The following is a 16981-nucleotide window of genomic DNA, read 5'->3' as shown; positions in this document are numbered from 1 at the left end:
GTCCCCTCTCCCGACCTCCACTTACGGACGTCTCTTAGACCGTATTGCGCTCGGGTGCACTCCTCAACTGGCACAGGAAATCTAACCCCCCACCGAATTGGTGCCATCATTGAAGGCATGAGTTCTGCAAACCTTGGGCGTGAAGAGGCCGCAGCGCGGTCGCACGCCATCTCACTTAAGTCCATCGCCGTTGACCTTGACCTCACCGGCGCCCCAGACCCACAGGTCACCGGATTTTCCACTCTCTCCACGCTGACCTTTGATTCCACCACCACCGAGACCTGGATCGACTTCATAGGGCAGTCCGTTGAGTCCGTGACGCTGAACGGCCACGGCGTTGACGTGGATTGGGATGGCGCCCGCATCGCCCTTTCAGGGCTCGCCGAACACAATGTGGTGGAGGTGCGAGCCACCGCAGCCTACTCGCGCTCGGGTGAGGGCATGCACCGCTACGTGGACCCCGCTGACGGCCAAACCTACCTGTACACCCAGTACGAGCCTGCGGACTCCCGCCGGGTCATGGCCTGCTTTGAGCAGCCTGACCTTAAGGCCGCCTACTCCTTCACTGTGTCCGCTCCCCTGGGCTGGTCCGTCCTGTCCAACGGCGTGGCCACACACATCACCACCACCGAGACCACCCAGCGGGTCCAGTTCGCGCAGACCAAGCCGATCTCGAGCTACATCACATGCGTGACGGCCGGCCCCTACCACCGCGTGGACTCGCACTGGAGCAACAGCGCGCAGCAAGTGGACCTCGGTGTGCTGTGTCGTGCCTCGCTCGCGGAACACCTCGACGCGGACGAAATCTTCGAGGTCACCAAGCAGGGCCTCGACTTCTTCACCACCGCATTTGACTACGAGTACCCGTGGGGCAAGTACGACCAGATTTTCGTGCCCGAGTACAACCTCGGCGCCATGGAGACCCGGGTCTCGTCACGTTCACGGAGTCTTACGTGTTCCGTGGCGCGTCCACCCGTGCCCAGCACGAGGCCCGCGCGAACACGATCCTGCATGAGATGGCGCACATGTGGTTCGGCGACCTTGTCACCATGCGCTGGTGGGACGACCTGTGGCTTAAGGAGTCCTTCGCGGACTACATGGGAGCGCATGCCTCCGCACAGGCAACGTCCTTCACTGACGCCTGGGTCTCGTTTGCTAACCGACGCAAGGCATGGGCCTACCAGCAGGACCAACTCCCCACGACCCACCCGATCGTCGCAAATATTACGGACCTTGAGGCCGCCAAACTGAACTTTGACGGCATCACCTATGCCAAGGGTGCCTCGGTCCTGAAGCAGTTGGTCGCATACGTTGGCGAGGAGGCCTTCTTTGAGGCCGCACGCCGCTACTTCCGCCGCCATGAGTACGGAAACACCACGCTTGAGGACCTGCTGAGCGTGCTTGAGGAGGTGTCCGGCAAGGACATCCACGAGTGGTCGCGCGCGTGGCTCGAGACTTCCGGTGTGACCACGCTGACCGTGACGGATGCGGGTCAGGGCGACCTCACAATCACCCAGGATGCCCCGCGCCCACACTCCATGCAGCTGGCCACGTTTGACTGGTCCGGCGAGCCGCACACCAGCACTCTCATCCCAACCAGCCTGCGTGAGCTCACGCTCACCGACGCCACCACGCTCGTTTCCGCGCCCGCAGGCGCGTTGCGCCTGCTCAACGAGGGAGACTGGACCTACGCAAAGGTCCGTTTGGATGACCAGTCGCTGAACGCCGTGGAAACCGGATTATCGACGATTGACTCGCCTTTGTCCCGAGCGCTCGTGTGGTCCTCGTTGTGGAATGCGACCCGCGACGGCGAGCTTGCCACGAGCCGCTACGTCAAGATCGTCTCCGCTCACGCGCCGCGCGAGTCCAATGTTGCTGTCCAGACTGGAGTTCTGGGAAACACGTTCTACGCGATTGAGAACTACGTGGGCGAGGAGTACCAGGGCGAGCTTCGCGCGGCCTGGGCCTCGACGGTCTGGGCCGCCCTCGAGGGCGCCGAGCCGGGTAGCGGAAGCCAACTTGCGTGGGCACGTGCGGCCGCTGACATCGCCTCCGTAACGGATGAACTCTCCGAGCGCATGGCCGCAATCGTGGCAGGAACCAACCCAGGACCAGCCGGCCTAGAGCTCGACAACGAGCTGCGCTGGCAGTGGATCACTGCGCTCGCCGCACGTGGCCACGTGGACGCCGTACAGCTCAACATGGAACGCGAACGTGACAACACAGGGTCCGGCGCAACCCACTTTGTGCAAGCCATGGCAAGCCGGCCAACAGCCGAGGTCCGGGATGCTGCGTGGTCACGCGCATGGACCGATGAAAACCTGTCGAACGAACACCTGAGCGCGACCATCGCGGGTTTCGGATCCGGCGCGCGCCCGGACCTGACCGCTAAGTACGCTGGCCGCTACTTCGATCTGATCGGGCAGGCGTGGTCTAGCCGGTCGATCGAAATTGCTCGTCGCCTCGTCCTGGGCTTCTATCCTGCGAGCGACACGGCTGATCTGGGCGGAGCATGGCTAGCCGCGAACGATCACGCGCCGGCCGCCCTGCGCAGGCTCGTCACGGAGCAGCGCGATCACGTGCAGCGTGCGGTTGCGGCCCGCGCCTGTGAGCACGCTTCACACTCCAAGTAGGAAACGCCGAAACTAACTGATGGGCGAGAACTAGCAGCCAGTGCCGGTTCTCGCCCATCCTTGTTGCATGCGCGTGGACTACGAGTCTTCCCGCACACCTTCCCTAGCCTTGGTGAGGGCATCCCCCACCGTGGCGAGGAGATCGTGCCACGAATCCACGAACTTCTGTACGCCCTGCTCCTCTAGGAGCTCGGTAACGTCCGCGAAGTCGACGCCCAGCTCGGCCAACGAGTCAAAGTAGATCTGGGCGTCCTCAAACCCCGGCGTTATGTTGTCGGTGCCAATGTGTCCATGATCAGCGACTGCCTCAAGGGTGGCAAAGGGCATGGTGTCGACCGTGTGCGGGGCCGTGAGTTCCTCCACGTAGAGGGTGTCACGCAATGCAGGGTCCTTGACCCCGGTGGAAGCCCACAGCGGGCGCTGCGTCCGAATCCCTGCGGTCCGCATGGACTCCCCGCGTTCTCCCCCAAAAACCGCATTGAACTCCTTGTAGGCGAGCCGGGCGTTAGCAATGCCTGCCTTTCCCTTAAGTGCAAGCGCCTGGGGCGTGCCGATCTCGTCCAGCCTCTTGTCCACCTCGGTATCCACGCGCGAGACAAAGAAGGAGGCAACCGAGCGGATGGTGCGCAGGTCATGCCCCGCGGCCGACGCTCGTTCCAAGCCTTCGAGGTACGCGTCAATCACGTCGAGGTACCTATCCACGCTGAAAATCAGGGTCACATTAACAGAGATGCCCTGGGCAATCACCGCAGTGATTGCGGGTAGACCCTCCAGCGTCGCAGGAATCTTGATCATGACCCCGGGTTCGCCCACTCGCGCGTGAAGGTCTAGGGCCTGCGCGATGCTTGCCTCGGTGTCATGTGCAAGCTCTGGGGAGACCTCGATGGAGACCCTGCCATCCTGACCGTCCGAAGCCTCATACACGGGCGCCAGGATACGCGCCGCGTCTCTTACGTCCGCGGTGGTCAACTCGATGATCGCGGACTCAGCGTCCATCCCCTGCGCGGCAAGGTCGGCAATTGTTTGCTCGTAGCCCCTACCCTCTTCTATCGCCTTGCTGAAGATGGTGGGGTTCGTGGTGATGCCCACGACGTTGCGGTTCCCCATCAGGTCCGCGAGTTCTCCGCTACTGATGCGTTGCCGAGACAGGTCGTCGAGCCAGATGCTCGTGCCAGCATCCGTTAGTTGCTGTGTAGGTCCACTCGCTGCTTCTTGCGCCATTGCGTCAGCCTCCCGAGAATGCGTCAAACACGCGAACATTCCCAGTCTACGAACTGCGCCCGCCCGTGTCCTTGGCAGGGCGAGCGCTATCCATCCCCGTCAGGGTGAGGCACTAGCACTCAACGATGTTGACCGCGAGTCCCCCCGTCGAGGTTTCCTTGTACTTTGCGTTCATGTCGAGACCCGTCTGGCGCATGGTCTCAATGACCACGTCGAGACTCACAGTGTGCTCGCCGTCGCCGCGCAGGGCCATACGAGCCGCATTGATTGCCTTCACTGCACCAATCGCGTTTCGCTCGATGCATGGGACTTGAACGAGCCCACCGATCGGGTCGCAGGTAAGGCCGAGGTTGTGCTCCATGGCGATCTCAGCGGCGTTCTCGACCTGCTCGGGTGTCCCTCCGAGGACCTCGGCGAGGCCCGCGGCAGCCATCGCACACGCGCTTCCAATCTCGCCCTGGCAGCCTACCTCCGCGCCGGCGATAGAAGCGTTCTTCTTGATAAGGATGCCCACCGCTGCGGCAGCGAGAAGGAAGTTCTCGATGTCCTCGTCGTGGTTCTCGTCGGGCGCCACAAACGTTACAAAGTACTTGATGACCGCGGGAATGATCCCAGCGGCGCCGTTCGTTGGTGCGGTCACGACCCGGTGCCCCGCTGCGTTCTCCTCGTTGACCGCGAGCGCATACAGGTTGATCCAGTCCATTGCGCGAAGCGGATCGGCAGCGCTGTTCTCGGTGCGCAGCTTTCGGTGTAGGGCTGGTGCGCGTCGGGGCACGCGCAGCCCTCCCGGAAGGTGCCCGTGACCGGATAGGCCGGAAACGATGCATGCGTCCATGGCCTGCCAGATGGCCGCCAACTGCTCGGACACCGCAGAAGGCTCAGCGATCGAGAGTTCGTTGCGACGCATCATCTCCGAGATTGAGAGCCCGTGCTCCCTCGCCTGAGCAACCATGGACTCTGCAGTATCGAACTGGAACGGTAGTGGCGCGGGCTGCGGTTCAACACGAACCGTGACCGTGGAATCCGCCGGCGTTGGAGCACCCGTGGCAAGGTGCTCGGGCTCCGAGACTTCCTCGACCACAAAGCCGCCTCCGACCGAGTAGAACGTGGCCTCTTGGGCGACCGAACCGGCCCTGTGGAGACGCAACGTCAAAGCGTTCGGGTGACCCGGCAAAACAGTCCGAGGCTCAAAGGTGACGTCGCGGGACTGGACGAAGCTCAATCGTCGGCAATCTGAGGTGCACGATGGGCCAACGTGACCCGCTGCGTCCAAACACAGCACGCCGTCGAGTTCGACGGCGTGCTCGATCGAGGACACCACGGACTGCGGGACACTGGCCGGATCAAACCCGGCCAGCCCCAACATGACGGCTCTATCAGTTGCGTGGCCACGACCAGTGGCACCCAACGAGCCAAAGAGAGATACGGAGATTCGCACGTCGCCGGGCGAACCTCCGGGTTCAAGGTGGAGCCGGCGCGCAAACGTTGACGCTGCGCGCATCGGCCCCACGGTGTGGGAGCTGGACGGCCCAATGCCAATCCGGAACATGTCGAATGCACCGAGCGGTTCGCTGCCGGGGAGAGACTCCCGCGTGGCGCGAACAACCTGGAAAGTGCCGTTGAACCCGCGCATGTGAGTACTAGGCCATCCTCTTCAAATCAGACTCGTGAATCTCGTGCACGAGCGCCTCGCCGCGCACAAAGCGTGCAACCTCTTGCGCGACAATTTCTCCGCCGCGCAATCGTCCCTCCACAGTACCTGCGGCCCTGTGGGGCATCAGCAGGACGTTGGGCATAGCACGGAACGGATGGTCATCAGCAAAGGGCTCCACGTCGAAGACGTCAACAGCGGCGTCGATGCGCCCCGTGGCGGTCTCCGCAATAAGGGCCTGCTCATCCACAAGCCACGAACGAGCAGTGTTAACGAGTCCGGCGCCGTCCGGCATGAGCGAAAGCATGCGCGCATCAATCATGTGGTGAGTTTCCGGAAGGCTCGGAGCGTGGACGGCTACGATCTGGCTCGTCGACATGAGTTCCTCGAGACCCAGTTTGCGCACGCCGAGCGAGTCGGCCTCCGCTTGGGTCAGGAACGGGTCGTACACGCTCACGTCGGCGCCGATGGCCAGCGCAAGCTGGATGTAGTGACGCCCGGTGCGCGAGGCGCCAACCACTCCAATCCGTGCGCCCAGAACCTCGTGCTGGTCGCGCGCGTTTGCCTGAGACTGCTCGTACCCAACGCCGCCGTGCAGATCGTGACTGAACCGGTGCGTCTGGTGCAGCAACGACAGCGTGAACGTCAACGCCACCTCGGCCACGGGGCGCCCCATGGCATCCCCAGCCTGAGTGACCTTGAGCCCTCGGGCAAAGAAATCCTCGCCCACAAACGGACGAACTGTGGCGCCGCTATGAGCAAGCAACCCAAGTTCCGGCAGACAATCTAGGGTTTCGGCATCCAGGAAAGGAAAACCCCAGCTGGACACCAGTACACGAGAGGTCAGACGGGACCCGGCAGAATCGCGGAGAATCGCGCGCAGTTCATCCGCGCCCTCAGCCCATTCAAGCCGGCCGCCCAAGGCGGCCGCGCTTGCCTCCAGTGAGGCGACGGTGTGCGGAGCAAAGAACTCCGCTCGAAGCGGTGTTGGAACAACACACAAAACGGTTGTTCCAACACCGCCCAAGTGATTGCTTGAAGCCATGGCTTAACGCAACCACTCATCGAGGTGCTCGGCAACAAACTCATCATCCGTGAGCCACGGGTGGGAACGAATCACCCGATCGAGTTCGTCCACCTGGCCAGGTGAAACAACCTCCTGCGGATTAAGGCACCACCTACCTTGCATGAGTCCCTGCCGGCGCAGGATTTCGTGGACGCCGGGGATGCAACCGGCGAAGTTGTTGACCGCATCAAACAGAGCCCCATTGGCATCTGTTACAGCGTTCGCCTTGGACATGAGGTCGGAGAGCAACCCGCGATCACCCTCACGAGCACGCTGCGTCTGCTGGTGCATCTCAACAGCGCGCTTCGTCCACACAGACCAGTGTCCAAGCAACCCTCCACGAATGTTCACCTTGACTGGACCCCCGTCCACATCAAAGGTGAAGTCTGAGAGGAGATCGTGAACGATCGTGTCATCGTTCCCGGTGTACAGAGTCACCTCGTCGCGGCGCGACGACTCTGCAATGGCACGCGCAACATCGAGGGTGCGGTACCTGTTGAACGGCGCAGCCTTGACGGCGACAACCGACTCAATCTCTACAAACTGACGCCAGAAGTCAAAGCTCAGGCGCGGGCCACGGATCGCTTCCTGAAGGTAGAAGCCGATCACCGGCATGACCTCTCCCACCGCGCGAGCGCGATCGAGCGCGTAGCGTTCGATCTCCTCGGGACGCCCCCACAGGTCATCCTCCGGTCCTGGGCGGGGTGGGCTCAACAGCACGGCGTGGTATCCCAGTTCCGCGGCAATCTCAGCCTCCGCGACCGCGTTCTCGGTGGTGCCGGCAACCCCAGCAACCTTGAGGAACGGACGGTTCTGCGTGTTCCACTCATCCACGGTCTCGGCTGCCAGCTCCAGGATTGGGCTATACATGCCATGATCACGGATCTCGAACTGGGTGGAGTGTACGCCAACGGCGATTCCACCTGAGCCTGCGTCAAAGTAGTATCTCGACAGCGCGCGCTGGTGGACCTCGTCAAGAGTGCGGTCCGCATTGAGCGCGAGTGGGTGCGCTGGGATAACGGTGCCCTCGTGGAGGAGCTTGGCCAGCTCGGACTGTGGGTTGAGTACGGGCTGGGCGTTGAGAACAGACTGCGCCATGTCAGAACTTCCCGTCACGAACAGCGAACTTGGTTGGCTTACCGGACGTTGGCAGGCCGCGAGCCAGCCAGTCCGCCTGCCAGTCAATAAGCTGACCAGCGGAGACATCTGGGTAACCGAACATGTCGAAGCACTTCGACGCATCCGAGAGGAGGCACGGACCGCCGGCCTCACCCGTGAAGGTGACCTCCTTACCAAGACCCTCGGCAAGTCGGGTCGCGATCTTCTCCACGCTCAAGATCTCCGGACCCGTGAGGTTGAGGGTGAACACATCCTTGGACGCGTGCGCCATCGAGCGCAGCGTGACCTCGTTGGCGTAACCCTGCCATACCACGTTGACGTGGCCCGTGGTCAGGTCAACCGGCTCGCCCTTCATGATGGGGTCAGCGATGTCGTAGAGAACGCCATAGCGCAAGTCCGCCGCGTAGTTCAGGCGGATGATCGAGACGGGAGTGTCACGGGTCAAAGCCGAGTGCGAGAACACGCGCTCGCGGCCCAGGCACGACATTGCGTACTCGCCCACGGGCCCAACAGCGGACTCCTCGGTCGTGCCCGTGGAAGTGACAGGAACGAGTGGGTACACGTTTCCGGTAGAGAACGTGGTGATACGCGAGTCGCGGTAGCGGCGTGCCACGCGGTCAGGCATGACAGCGTTCACTGCCCAGGCCCAGGAAGGCTGTGAGGCGGAACCGAACTTGGCACCGACCATGAACAGGACATCGTCCGCGTCAGGCAGTCCGGCGAAGTCCATGTCACCGAGGAGGTCAGCGGCTACGATCTCGACGCCCTGATCCTCAAGGATCTGGGCCTGGCGAGAGTCAGACCATCGCGATACCGCGATGACCTTGTCGCTAGCGCGTCCGGCCTCGTTCATTGCACGGCGAGCTAGGACCGCCATGGTCGGGCCCATCTTGCCACCGGCACCCAGGATCATCAGGTCGCCGGAACTCTTGGCCATGTCATCGATGAGAGCCTGGGAGGGCGCGGTGAGGCGTGCCTCGAGCTCTGCTTCAGAGGTAAACATATTGCTATTTCCTTAACGCACAGACGCACGTTCGTAGTTGGTTGGCGGGGTCGTGTGGTGGGCTCATCCCGAGCCCACCGCGCGACACAGATCAGCCCTTGATACCGGTTCCGGCAACGCCTTCTTGGAAGTAACGCTGCGCCATGAGGTAGGCCATCATGATTGGCAGAAGGGCGATAACGGATCCTGCGAGGACCGTAGAGAGTGGGACGTTCTGCTGGTGCATCGACGAGATACCGACGGTCAACGTCCACATCTCGGAGGTCCGTCCCACGATCATTGGCCACAGGAAGTCGTTCCAGTGCCAGAGGAACACAAACACACCGAGGGTTGCCAGCACTGGCTTACACAGAGGCAGAACGATCCGGAAGAAGATGCGCATCTCGCTTGCGCCATCGATCTTGGCAGCCTCGAACAACTCGTCCGGGAGACCCTGAATGAACTGGCGCATGAGGAACACCGCCTGCGCGTTGGCGATGGAAGGAAGAATCAGGCCCCAGTAGGTTCCGATTCCACCCATCTTCGCCATGAAGATGAAGGTAGGGATGAGGGTGACGTGGAACGGCACCATGACCATGGCCAAGAAGGACCAGAACATTGCTTCGCGGCCCGGGAACTTCTTCTTGGCAAAGGCGTAACCGGCCATCGAGGCCAAGATAAGCACGAGAACCACGGACACGACTGAGTAGATCAGGGTGTTCTTGGTCCAGGTCATGAGCTGACCGGAGCTCAGGACCTCCTTGAACGCATCTCCCGACAGGTTCGTGGGCATGAGCGAGCCAGGGAAGTCGATTGCCATTCCCGGCTTGAGCGCGATAACGACCATCGCAAAAAACGGGAAGAACGTGACGATCGCTGCGAGCAAAAGGAAGATCCACTTCAGGATCTTTCCACCAAGGCGCGGCTCGAACGCTGCATCTGCGCGGGCCTTGCGGCGACGTTGGTTGGGCGTGAGCTCTGGAACGCTCGTAGGAGCCTGCTGTGTGAGTGTCATTTCTTGTCTCCCAAGACCTTGCGCTGCACAAAGGCGATGATGAGTGTGAGGACGAACAGCGCCACACCGAGTGCGGAGGCGTATCCGAAGTCGTAGTACTTGAAGCCCTGGTCGTAAATCATGTAGACGAGGGTGTAGGAGCCGCGTGCCGGGCCACCCTGAGTCATGGTGTAGATGAGGTCAAACACCTGGAATGAACCGGTGGTCTCAATGATTGCCAGGAAGAACAAAGAAGGCTTGAGCTGTGGGAACACAACAGCCCAGAACCTACGCCACGAGTTGGCGCCGTCCATCATGGCCGCTTCCTCAAGCTCGCGCGGAACCTCTTGGAGCGCAGCGAGCAGGATGAGCATTCCATAGCCAAACCGGCTCCACACACCCACAAGCACGAGCGCCGGGATGACAAGGACTCTCGAGTTAAGCCAGGACTCCCCCGAGCCACCCATCCATTCGGAGATGACGGAGACTGGTCCACCTGACGAGAAAACCCACACGAACACTGTTCCAGCGAGCACCAGGGAGGTGACGACTGGGAGGAAGAACACGGAGCGGAAAAAGGCCACTCCCCTGAAGCGACGTCGCACTGAGAGCGCCATCGCGAGCGAGGTAACCAGCACGAGTGGAACGGCGAGAACCGCGTAGGTCAGGGTGACCCGCATCGCGTCCCAGAACCGTTCGTCGGATACCAAGCGCTTAAAGTTGTCGATCCCCTTGAACTCCAGCGTGCCCGTAATTTCGTAATCGAAGAAGCTCAACAGGACACCCGCGATGGATGGTCCAAACCTAAATGCAATGAACAGCAAGAACATTGGCAGCGCGAACATCAGGCCAACGCGCGCATCGATTCTGCTGAGCTTCTTGCGGCTCGACGGCTTCTTGGGTTTGGCTGTGGGGGCCGTTTCACTGCGCACTGAGACCGCAGTTTCACTCATTTTTCTCTCCTTGTTGGGGCGTGGCCCCGCCGACACTGGCGGGGCCACGCACATGCACGCTAGATGCTGCTAGCAGGGCGTGCTCAGTTGAGCAGGAACTCTGCTTCCTTAGCTGCGTCGTTCAGAGCCTGCTCTGGAGTCTTGTTGCCAAGAAGAGCAGCCTGGATTTCTGGAGCGAGCGTACCCATGACCTCACGGGCCTTCGGGTGGAGGTCACCAACGGTGACGTACTGGATGGTCTTCTCGATTTCACCGTAGATTGGGTCACCCTCGTAGAGAGCGCCAGTGGAAGCGAGGGGGGAGAGAACTTGGAGGTGGTCAGGTATTCCTTGAGTGGCTCACCGGTGGTGACGTAGTCGAGGAATGCGCCGGTTGCGTCCTTAGCATCGCCGCCCTTGAACATCGAGAAGGAGCCAACGGTTCCGTAGGCAACCTGCTCAGCGTCCTTGAGAGGAGGAAGAACCTTGATGTTCTCGAGACCCCAGAATGGTTCTACGTCCACTGGAGCGTTGGAGTTGGTGCACGCAACCTTGCCCTTTGCAATTGCGGTCTGCTCTGCGGCTGGGGTGGTTGTGACCAGGTCCTTCTCGGAGTAGCCCTTGTCCACGAGGGTCTTGACGTACTCAAGAGCCTTGACGCCCTCTGGTGAGTTGAACGCGATGGAGCCGTCCTCAGCAAAGACATTTCCGCCCATCTGCCACAGGTAAGGGTAGAAGGTCATGTTGAGGGTCTCTTCAATGGCACCACGGTAGTTGGACAGGTAGATGTCCTTAGCCTTGAAGGTGTCGCCGAGCGCCATGAACTCATCAAGAGTGGTTGGGTACTCAGTGACGCCGGCTTCTTCGAAAGCAGCCGCGTTGCAGATGAGGGTGTTCGACGAGGTCAGGATTGGCACACCAACCATACGACCATCAATCGAAACGTTCTCGACTACGTTAGGCAGGATGTCCTTCACGTGGTCAGCAGAGATGTACTCATCCACGGATTCGAGTGCATCCGCATAGTTGGCGAGCTGGTCTGGAATCAGGTAGATCGCGTCTGGCGTTGTGCCGGATGCAACTGCCGTGGTGATGGCTTCGTCACGGTTTGCCCATGGGAAGATTTCGACCTTGACGTTGACGTCTGGGTTTTCCTTTTTGAAGCCTTCAATGTGCTTGTCCCAGAATGCACGGTGCTGTACTTCGTCAGCGATGACAGGGTAGACCCACAGGTCTACGTCACCCTTGAGGGCTCCACCCGCTTCGGTGGCGCCCGGCTTCTCTGCGTCGGGGGTTTCTGGGTCGCTTGCACAAGCTCCGAGCAGGGTCAGGGCTGCAACGGAAGCGATGATCGCCGGGAGACGACGAGTACGCATGGTTACTCCTTTGTAATCGTGGTGGTAGAGGCGTGACGGGTTGGTTCCACGGGAACCTGGTGAATGGTTCCGTCGCGCCGCGATTTTTCGGCTGCAAACACTGCGAGATGGCTCGCAAGTGACTCTCTTGCACCCGAGGTAATAAGTTCCGGACTCTCGCTTTCGATCGCTTGGATGAAGGCGTCCATGAGTCCGGCATCTCCACCTCCGTGGCCGTCGGCGGCGTTAGAGCCTCCGAAGTCACCGATGTGGGAATCCCTGAATTCACCGGTACGGAAGTCGAGAACACGCATGTTCTCTCCGTCGCACTCAAGGTAGCCGTGGCTACCAAAGATGCGGGTCTGCCGGTGGGTTTGCTCCGAGAAAGCAGTCATGGTGAACGTTGCCTGCATGCCCCCTTGGAGCTGCATCATCACCGACTGGTGGTCAACAACGTCGTTGTCGCATTCGTAGACGCAGCGCCCGTAGGGCCCGCTCTCGAGTGCATCCTGGATGGCCTCGCGCGTCGGGATCTCGGTAATGACCGATGTTGGCCACTTGTATCCGTCGCGGTCAAAGGCTCCCAGGTATATCTTGGGTGCCGAGTAAGGGCATTCGTTGACGAGTGCGCAGTCGGTGCAGCGGAGCGCCTCACCGGCTGCGGCAGGCTTGTTTGCCTGCGTGAAATGCGTCAGGTCGCCAAAGCTCACGATCTTTTCGATTGGGACTCCAGCGATGTAGCGGATCCAATCGATGTCGTGGCACGACTTGGCGAGCAGCATTGGGGAGGCGGTTTCCTCTTGGCGCCACTTGCCGCGGACGTAAGAGTGGGCTTGGTGCCACCAGCCCACGGGCTCGAGGTGTTGGATGTCCATGATCTGGCCCAGTACGCCAGAGTCGACCGCGTTCTTCACCATCTTGGTGTACGGCGTGTAACGCAGGACGTGACAGATACCGAACATGACGCCCGTGCGGTCGATCGCGTCGATGATGTCGTTGCACTCTTGCTCGGTGGGAGCAATTGGCTTTTCAAGGAGGACGGCGTATCCAGCCTCGGCGAGTGCAATGGCTGGGGCGCTGTGGTGCGAATCCTGGGTTGCCACGATCGCGAGGTCAGCAACTTTGGGCTGAGCTACGAGGTCTTGCCAGGTGTCGAATCGCTGTACGTCCTGCTCGGCGCCTGCGACGAGTTCGCGGCGGTACTCGAGTGGGTCCGCAACTGCCACAAGCTGTGCGCGGGTGGGGTTGCTCTTGATCCAAGACGCGTACACCTGGCCACGGTCGCCAGCACCGATGACTGCGACGCGTACGCGCCGCGGTTCAGTTGCGGATACTGGATTGTGCTCAATCATTTCTCAACTCGCCTTCGAACTGGTCTCCATAGACTGTTCTTCAGCGACGAATGATTGTCAGAAATGCACTACGTGCAGTGAATCAGGGCTCTTGGCGATGAGCGTATTCCAGCAGATCAACTCGAACTCGGATCTGCGGTTGTAAGCAGGCTAGGCGTAAACTGTGACCCGCGTCAAGTCATACTTTGCAGATGAAGCTTTTCACCCGCTTCGGCGTGAACTCAGCGCTTCCTAAACATATTGATCGAGTTCAGTTTCCACCGAATGTCATTGTGCGGCCATACCCCAGGTCCCGCGAGAGCCCCGATGCAGCCTCGTGCACCTGGCGAGCCATGTCCACGTAGTACCAGGTCGACGGCTGCTGGCGCTTGAGACCAGTGATAGTGATCGCCCCGAGGCACTCCCCCGTGTAGTCGAATACCGGCGCTGCAACGCCGAACACGCCGTGAGCATCTTCTTCGTCGTTGATTGCATACCCCTGGCGCCGCACGATTTCTAAGTGTTCCAGGAACTCATCAACGCTCGTGATTGACCGTTCCGTGTGCGGTTCCATACCCACCTGCGACAGGATCTCTACGACCTTCTCGTTGGGCAGCTGCGCAAGGATGGCCTTGCCGAGGCTCGTGGTGTGCAGGGTTTCTGCACTTCCGAGTGCGAGGTCGAGGCGCACGCGCTCATTGCCCGTGGCCTGCTCGATCACAACTGCGCGCCCGCCCGAGAGGCTTGCGAAACGCGCGGTCGCGCCAACATTTCGTGCGAGCTGCTCGAGGTGCGGGCGAGCCGTGTCGCGCAGGCTCGTGGTGGCAGTGGCCACCGTGCCGAGTCTCGAGAGCGCCGCGCCGAGACGGTACTTTCGCATCATGCCGACGCCTTCGTCGCGCACGAACCCACGCGCCTGGAGCGTGTACAGGGTTGCGAACGCGGCACTCTTTGAGAGCCCAAGCTCCGAGCCGATCTCCGTTACGGACATTCCCTTGCCGTCAACGTCGCGGGCAAGAATCTCGAGAACGTCGAGCGCGCGCCCAACGGACTTAACCCAGTACCTGGATTCTTCGGGGTGTTCAGCGAACTCCCCCGGTTCTAGTGCAGACACATCCACTCCGAACTATTGGTTTCTCAGTCTTTGTATCACCAGTCGCGCCCTGTGGGCCCGCCTTTGGCAATTCTCGACGATTTTGGTCCCTTTTCAGCCTCGACACGCCGTAATTCGTTCGGGAACGCCGAACAGTGTGCGGCTTTACCAAAAAGTTATCGTTTTGGGCTTGTCTCTCATCGCGCCATCCTGTTTGAATGGAGTCACTGATTCGGCAGTGCCGAATGGTTGTTCGAAATAACGAACCTTCACGGGTGAAGGATTCGGAATCAGGGTTTTTGGCGAAACCACGTTTCAAAGCAAGACAGCACCACCGCGGTGAACCATGCGCTCAGCGCAACGAAGGGACACCGCACAACCGATCCATGACCACAACCAAGGACCTGGCAGCAATGCGCATTGGGATAGTTGGGCTGGGTTCCAGTCACATCGACCACTTCATGAGGTTCTTTGGACCCGCCGGCGCGCTGTCCGCGCGCGGCTCCATAACCGCCCTTGGCCTCATGGACACCCCCTACGCGGATTCCTTTCCTGACGGACCGCAAGAGCGGATTGAGGACCTCCTCGCCGGGCAAGACAGACCGGTACCCTTCTTCTACGGCACCCCCGATGTGGTTGCGCACGCGATGGCCCCACACGTCGATGTCGTGATTGTTGGCGACAGAGACTCACGTTCCCACGCGGATCATGCCCTGCCATTCGTGAGCCATGGCCTTCCCGTTTTTGTGGACAAGCCTCTGGCAGCTAATGAATCCCAAGCCGTGGCGCTACTAGACGCACGCCTCATCGGTTCTCATCAACCCCCAGCAATCCAAAGTTTCTCCGCGCTGCGATACCATCCCCGCACCCAATGTGCGCGTGAGCGGATCCAAGCCAGTGCGCGCTCGGGCCCGCCCGCTACCGCGACCGTGAGCGGACCATACACGCACTCCAGTCCGTATGGTTCCGACTTCTACGCAGTACACGCCGTAGAAGTAGGCCTCGCCCTCCTGCTGGGCCCTCTGGAAACCGTCACCGTCATGAGTAGGGACACCTCAGGGATGACCGCCCGGCTCACTACTACTCATCAAGGCGAGCTCCAGCAAGTTTTCATTCAGATCCTTGAAACCGATCCAAATGCCTACCTGGCGCACACAATTCAGTTGCAAGATGAACAGCCACAACGCCTCAATCTGGGCCCGGACTACCTTCGTCCCGCAATGACTCAGTGGCTCGACTCGATGGATGATCACTGCGCTGCACTTACTGACCAGGAGCTTCTAGCACCCGTAAGAGTGCTCGATGCATTGCTCGGTCGAGCACGAGATAGTGCGCCGTCTGGAGACTGCGACTCTTATCAAGCGTGCTGACACAGGAGCCGCGCAGTCAAGGCACGTCAATCGTCGTGAATAAAAAAGGTGCCCCATCCGCACGCGGATGGGCCACCATTTCACATGTAGTACGGCTCAGAGAGCAGGTGCCTCGAGCGCGTCCACTGCAGCACGGTAGCCAGCGAAATCGCGGGCCTGGCCGGGTTCGTTCACGACCGCCCATCGCACGACGCCCTCGGCGTCGATCAGGAACGAACCGCGGGTGGCAAGACCGCGTTCAGAGTTGAACACGCCGTAGTCGCTCGCCGTCTTGCCGTGTGGCCAAAAGTCAGAGAGGAGGTCGAACTCGAATCCTTCCTGCTCAGTCCAAGCCTTGAGGCTGAACATCGGGTCACAGGAGATCGCAACAAGCTTGACGCGAGCGTCCTGGAAGAGGGCAAAGTTGTCGCGCAACTCGCACAATTCGCCCGTGCAGATGCCAGAAAACGCAAAAGGATAAAACACCACGAGAACAGGCTCTCCGCGCAGCTCACTCAGGGTGACTGGCGTGCCATGGGTGTTCGGAAGAGAAAAATCTGGGGCAAGCTGCCCTACCTCAATGGCCACGATCAACGCCCCCTAGCGCGAGTGGCCAGCTTGGTAGCGGACCAGTCCTCAGCGATCGAAAGGGTGGACATCGCATGCATTCCGGCAGTCTGAGCTGCCTCTTGAATGTCATTGTGGTCCACGTGGCCGTCACGGCCTGGCTTCGGCGTGAATACCCAGATAGCACCGCCGCTCTCAAGGGTTACCTGGACGTCAACGAGCATGTCAGTAAGGTCGCCGTCGTCCTCGCGCCACCACAGGATCACTGCATCAGTGACGTCGTCGTAGTCCTCGTCGGCCAATTCGCCATCCACAAGGTCTTCGATTGACTCGCGTAGATCTTGGTCTACGTCCTCGCCCCAACCAAACTCCTGGACGACCTGTCCAAGCGCAAATCCAAGTTGTTCGATCGCTGGTGAGCCAGCACTCGCTGCCACTGTTCTTGATTTCCCTTCACGTGGTATTCGGGCTCCAACTCGAAGCCTTCACTGTCTTACTATGCGCAAACCTAACTCAAGAATCGGGCATCGACCCGCATTCCCGCAAGAAACACTCTAAAAAAGGTGTTAAAGAGAGCATGCTCACCTCCCCTAAACCTTAGGTCCGGCCCGGACTTTCGGTATGGTGAAAGTACAACTGCTCACAACTATTCCTACGGGCGAACGTAGCGCTGCTACGCGAACACGCGG

At 60.5% G+C, this 16981-nt stretch carries 13 protein-coding genes and 1 pseudogene; 2 read left to right on the top strand and 12 right to left on the bottom strand.

Features of this window, described 5'->3' with window-relative positions; genetic code table 11:
• The first annotated feature begins 117 nt into the window (after positions 1-117).
• Positions 118-2633: pseudogene (gene pepN, locus HGSM_RS05755) on the top strand (aminopeptidase N).
• Between the two features lie 78 nt (positions 2634-2711).
• Here pepN and tal read toward each other — a convergent pair.
• From tal to HGSM_RS05705, 10 genes are all read right to left on the bottom strand, one after another.
• Positions 2712-3854 carry a transaldolase gene (gene tal, locus HGSM_RS05750; RefSeq protein ID WP_019147796.1) on the bottom strand — a complete coding sequence of 381 codons (1143 nt, stop codon included), beginning with the start codon at positions 3852-3854 and terminating at the stop codon, positions 2712-2714.
• Positions 3855-3966: 112 nt separating this feature from the next.
• Positions 3967-5403, bottom strand: a complete 1437-nt coding sequence (locus HGSM_RS05745; protein WP_040594780.1) for an L-serine ammonia-lyase — start codon at positions 5401-5403, stop codon at positions 3967-3969.
• Positions 5404-5494: 91 nt separating this feature from the next.
• Positions 5495-6550, bottom strand: a complete 1056-nt coding sequence (locus HGSM_RS05740; RefSeq protein WP_019147794.1) for a hydroxyacid dehydrogenase — start codon at positions 6548-6550, stop codon at positions 5495-5497.
• A gap of 3 nt (positions 6551-6553) precedes the next feature.
• Entirely contained in the window at positions 6554-7669 is a 1116-nt protein-coding gene (locus HGSM_RS05735; RefSeq protein ID WP_019147793.1) for a dihydrodipicolinate synthase family protein, read from the bottom strand.
• A gap of 1 nt (position 7670) precedes the next feature.
• Positions 7671-8693, bottom strand: coding sequence for an NAD-dependent epimerase/dehydratase family protein (locus tag HGSM_RS05730; RefSeq protein WP_019147792.1), 1023 nt, complete (start codon positions 8691-8693; stop codon positions 7671-7673).
• A gap of 91 nt (positions 8694-8784) precedes the next feature.
• On the bottom strand, positions 8785-9687 hold the full coding sequence (locus tag HGSM_RS05725; protein ID WP_019147791.1) for a carbohydrate ABC transporter permease: 903 nt from the start codon (positions 9685-9687) through the stop codon (positions 8785-8787).
• Positions 9684-10619 (bottom strand): carbohydrate ABC transporter permease, encoded by a 936-nt coding sequence (locus HGSM_RS05720; RefSeq protein WP_019147790.1) that lies wholly within the window; start codon positions 10617-10619, stop codon positions 9684-9686. Before HGSM_RS05720 ends, HGSM_RS05725 begins: the two co-directional genes overlap by 4 nt.
• A gap of 121 nt (positions 10620-10740) precedes the next feature.
• Entirely contained in the window at positions 10741-11973 is a 1233-nt protein-coding gene (locus tag HGSM_RS05715; RefSeq protein ID WP_051009683.1) for an extracellular solute-binding protein, read from the bottom strand.
• Between the two features lie 2 nt (positions 11974-11975).
• Entirely contained in the window at positions 11976-13304 is a 1329-nt protein-coding gene (locus HGSM_RS05710) for a Gfo/Idh/MocA family protein (RefSeq protein WP_019147789.1), read from the bottom strand.
• A 250-nt stretch (positions 13305-13554) separates the two neighbouring features.
• Positions 13555-14397 (bottom strand): IclR family transcriptional regulator, encoded by an 843-nt coding sequence (locus HGSM_RS05705; protein ID WP_019147788.1) that lies wholly within the window; start codon positions 14395-14397, stop codon positions 13555-13557.
• A 365-nt stretch (positions 14398-14762) separates the two neighbouring features.
• Here HGSM_RS05705 and HGSM_RS05700 point away from each other — a divergent pair, with 365 nt between their 5' ends.
• Complete coding sequence (locus HGSM_RS05700) at positions 14763-15746, top strand: Gfo/Idh/MocA family oxidoreductase (RefSeq protein WP_019147787.1); 984 nt, start codon at positions 14763-14765, stop codon at positions 15744-15746.
• A 96-nt stretch (positions 15747-15842) separates the two neighbouring features.
• On the opposite strand, the gene HGSM_RS05695 is transcribed toward HGSM_RS05700, so the two are convergent.
• On the bottom strand, positions 15843-16313 hold the full coding sequence (locus HGSM_RS05695; RefSeq protein WP_040594683.1) for a peroxiredoxin: 471 nt from the start codon (positions 16311-16313) through the stop codon (positions 15843-15845).
• Positions 16314-16315: 2 nt separating this feature from the next.
• Complete coding sequence (locus tag HGSM_RS05690) at positions 16316-16729, bottom strand: DUF3052 domain-containing protein (RefSeq protein WP_019147785.1); 414 nt, start codon at positions 16727-16729, stop codon at positions 16316-16318.
• Positions 16730-16981: the final 252 nt, after the last annotated feature.

The organism is Timonella senegalensis JC301, from assembly GCF_000312125.1.
GTDB lineage: Bacteria > Actinomycetota > Actinomycetes > Actinomycetales > Cellulomonadaceae > Timonella > Timonella senegalensis.
Note: the sequence above shows the minus strand (reverse complement) of the source record. Positions and strands in the feature narration are given on the sequence as shown.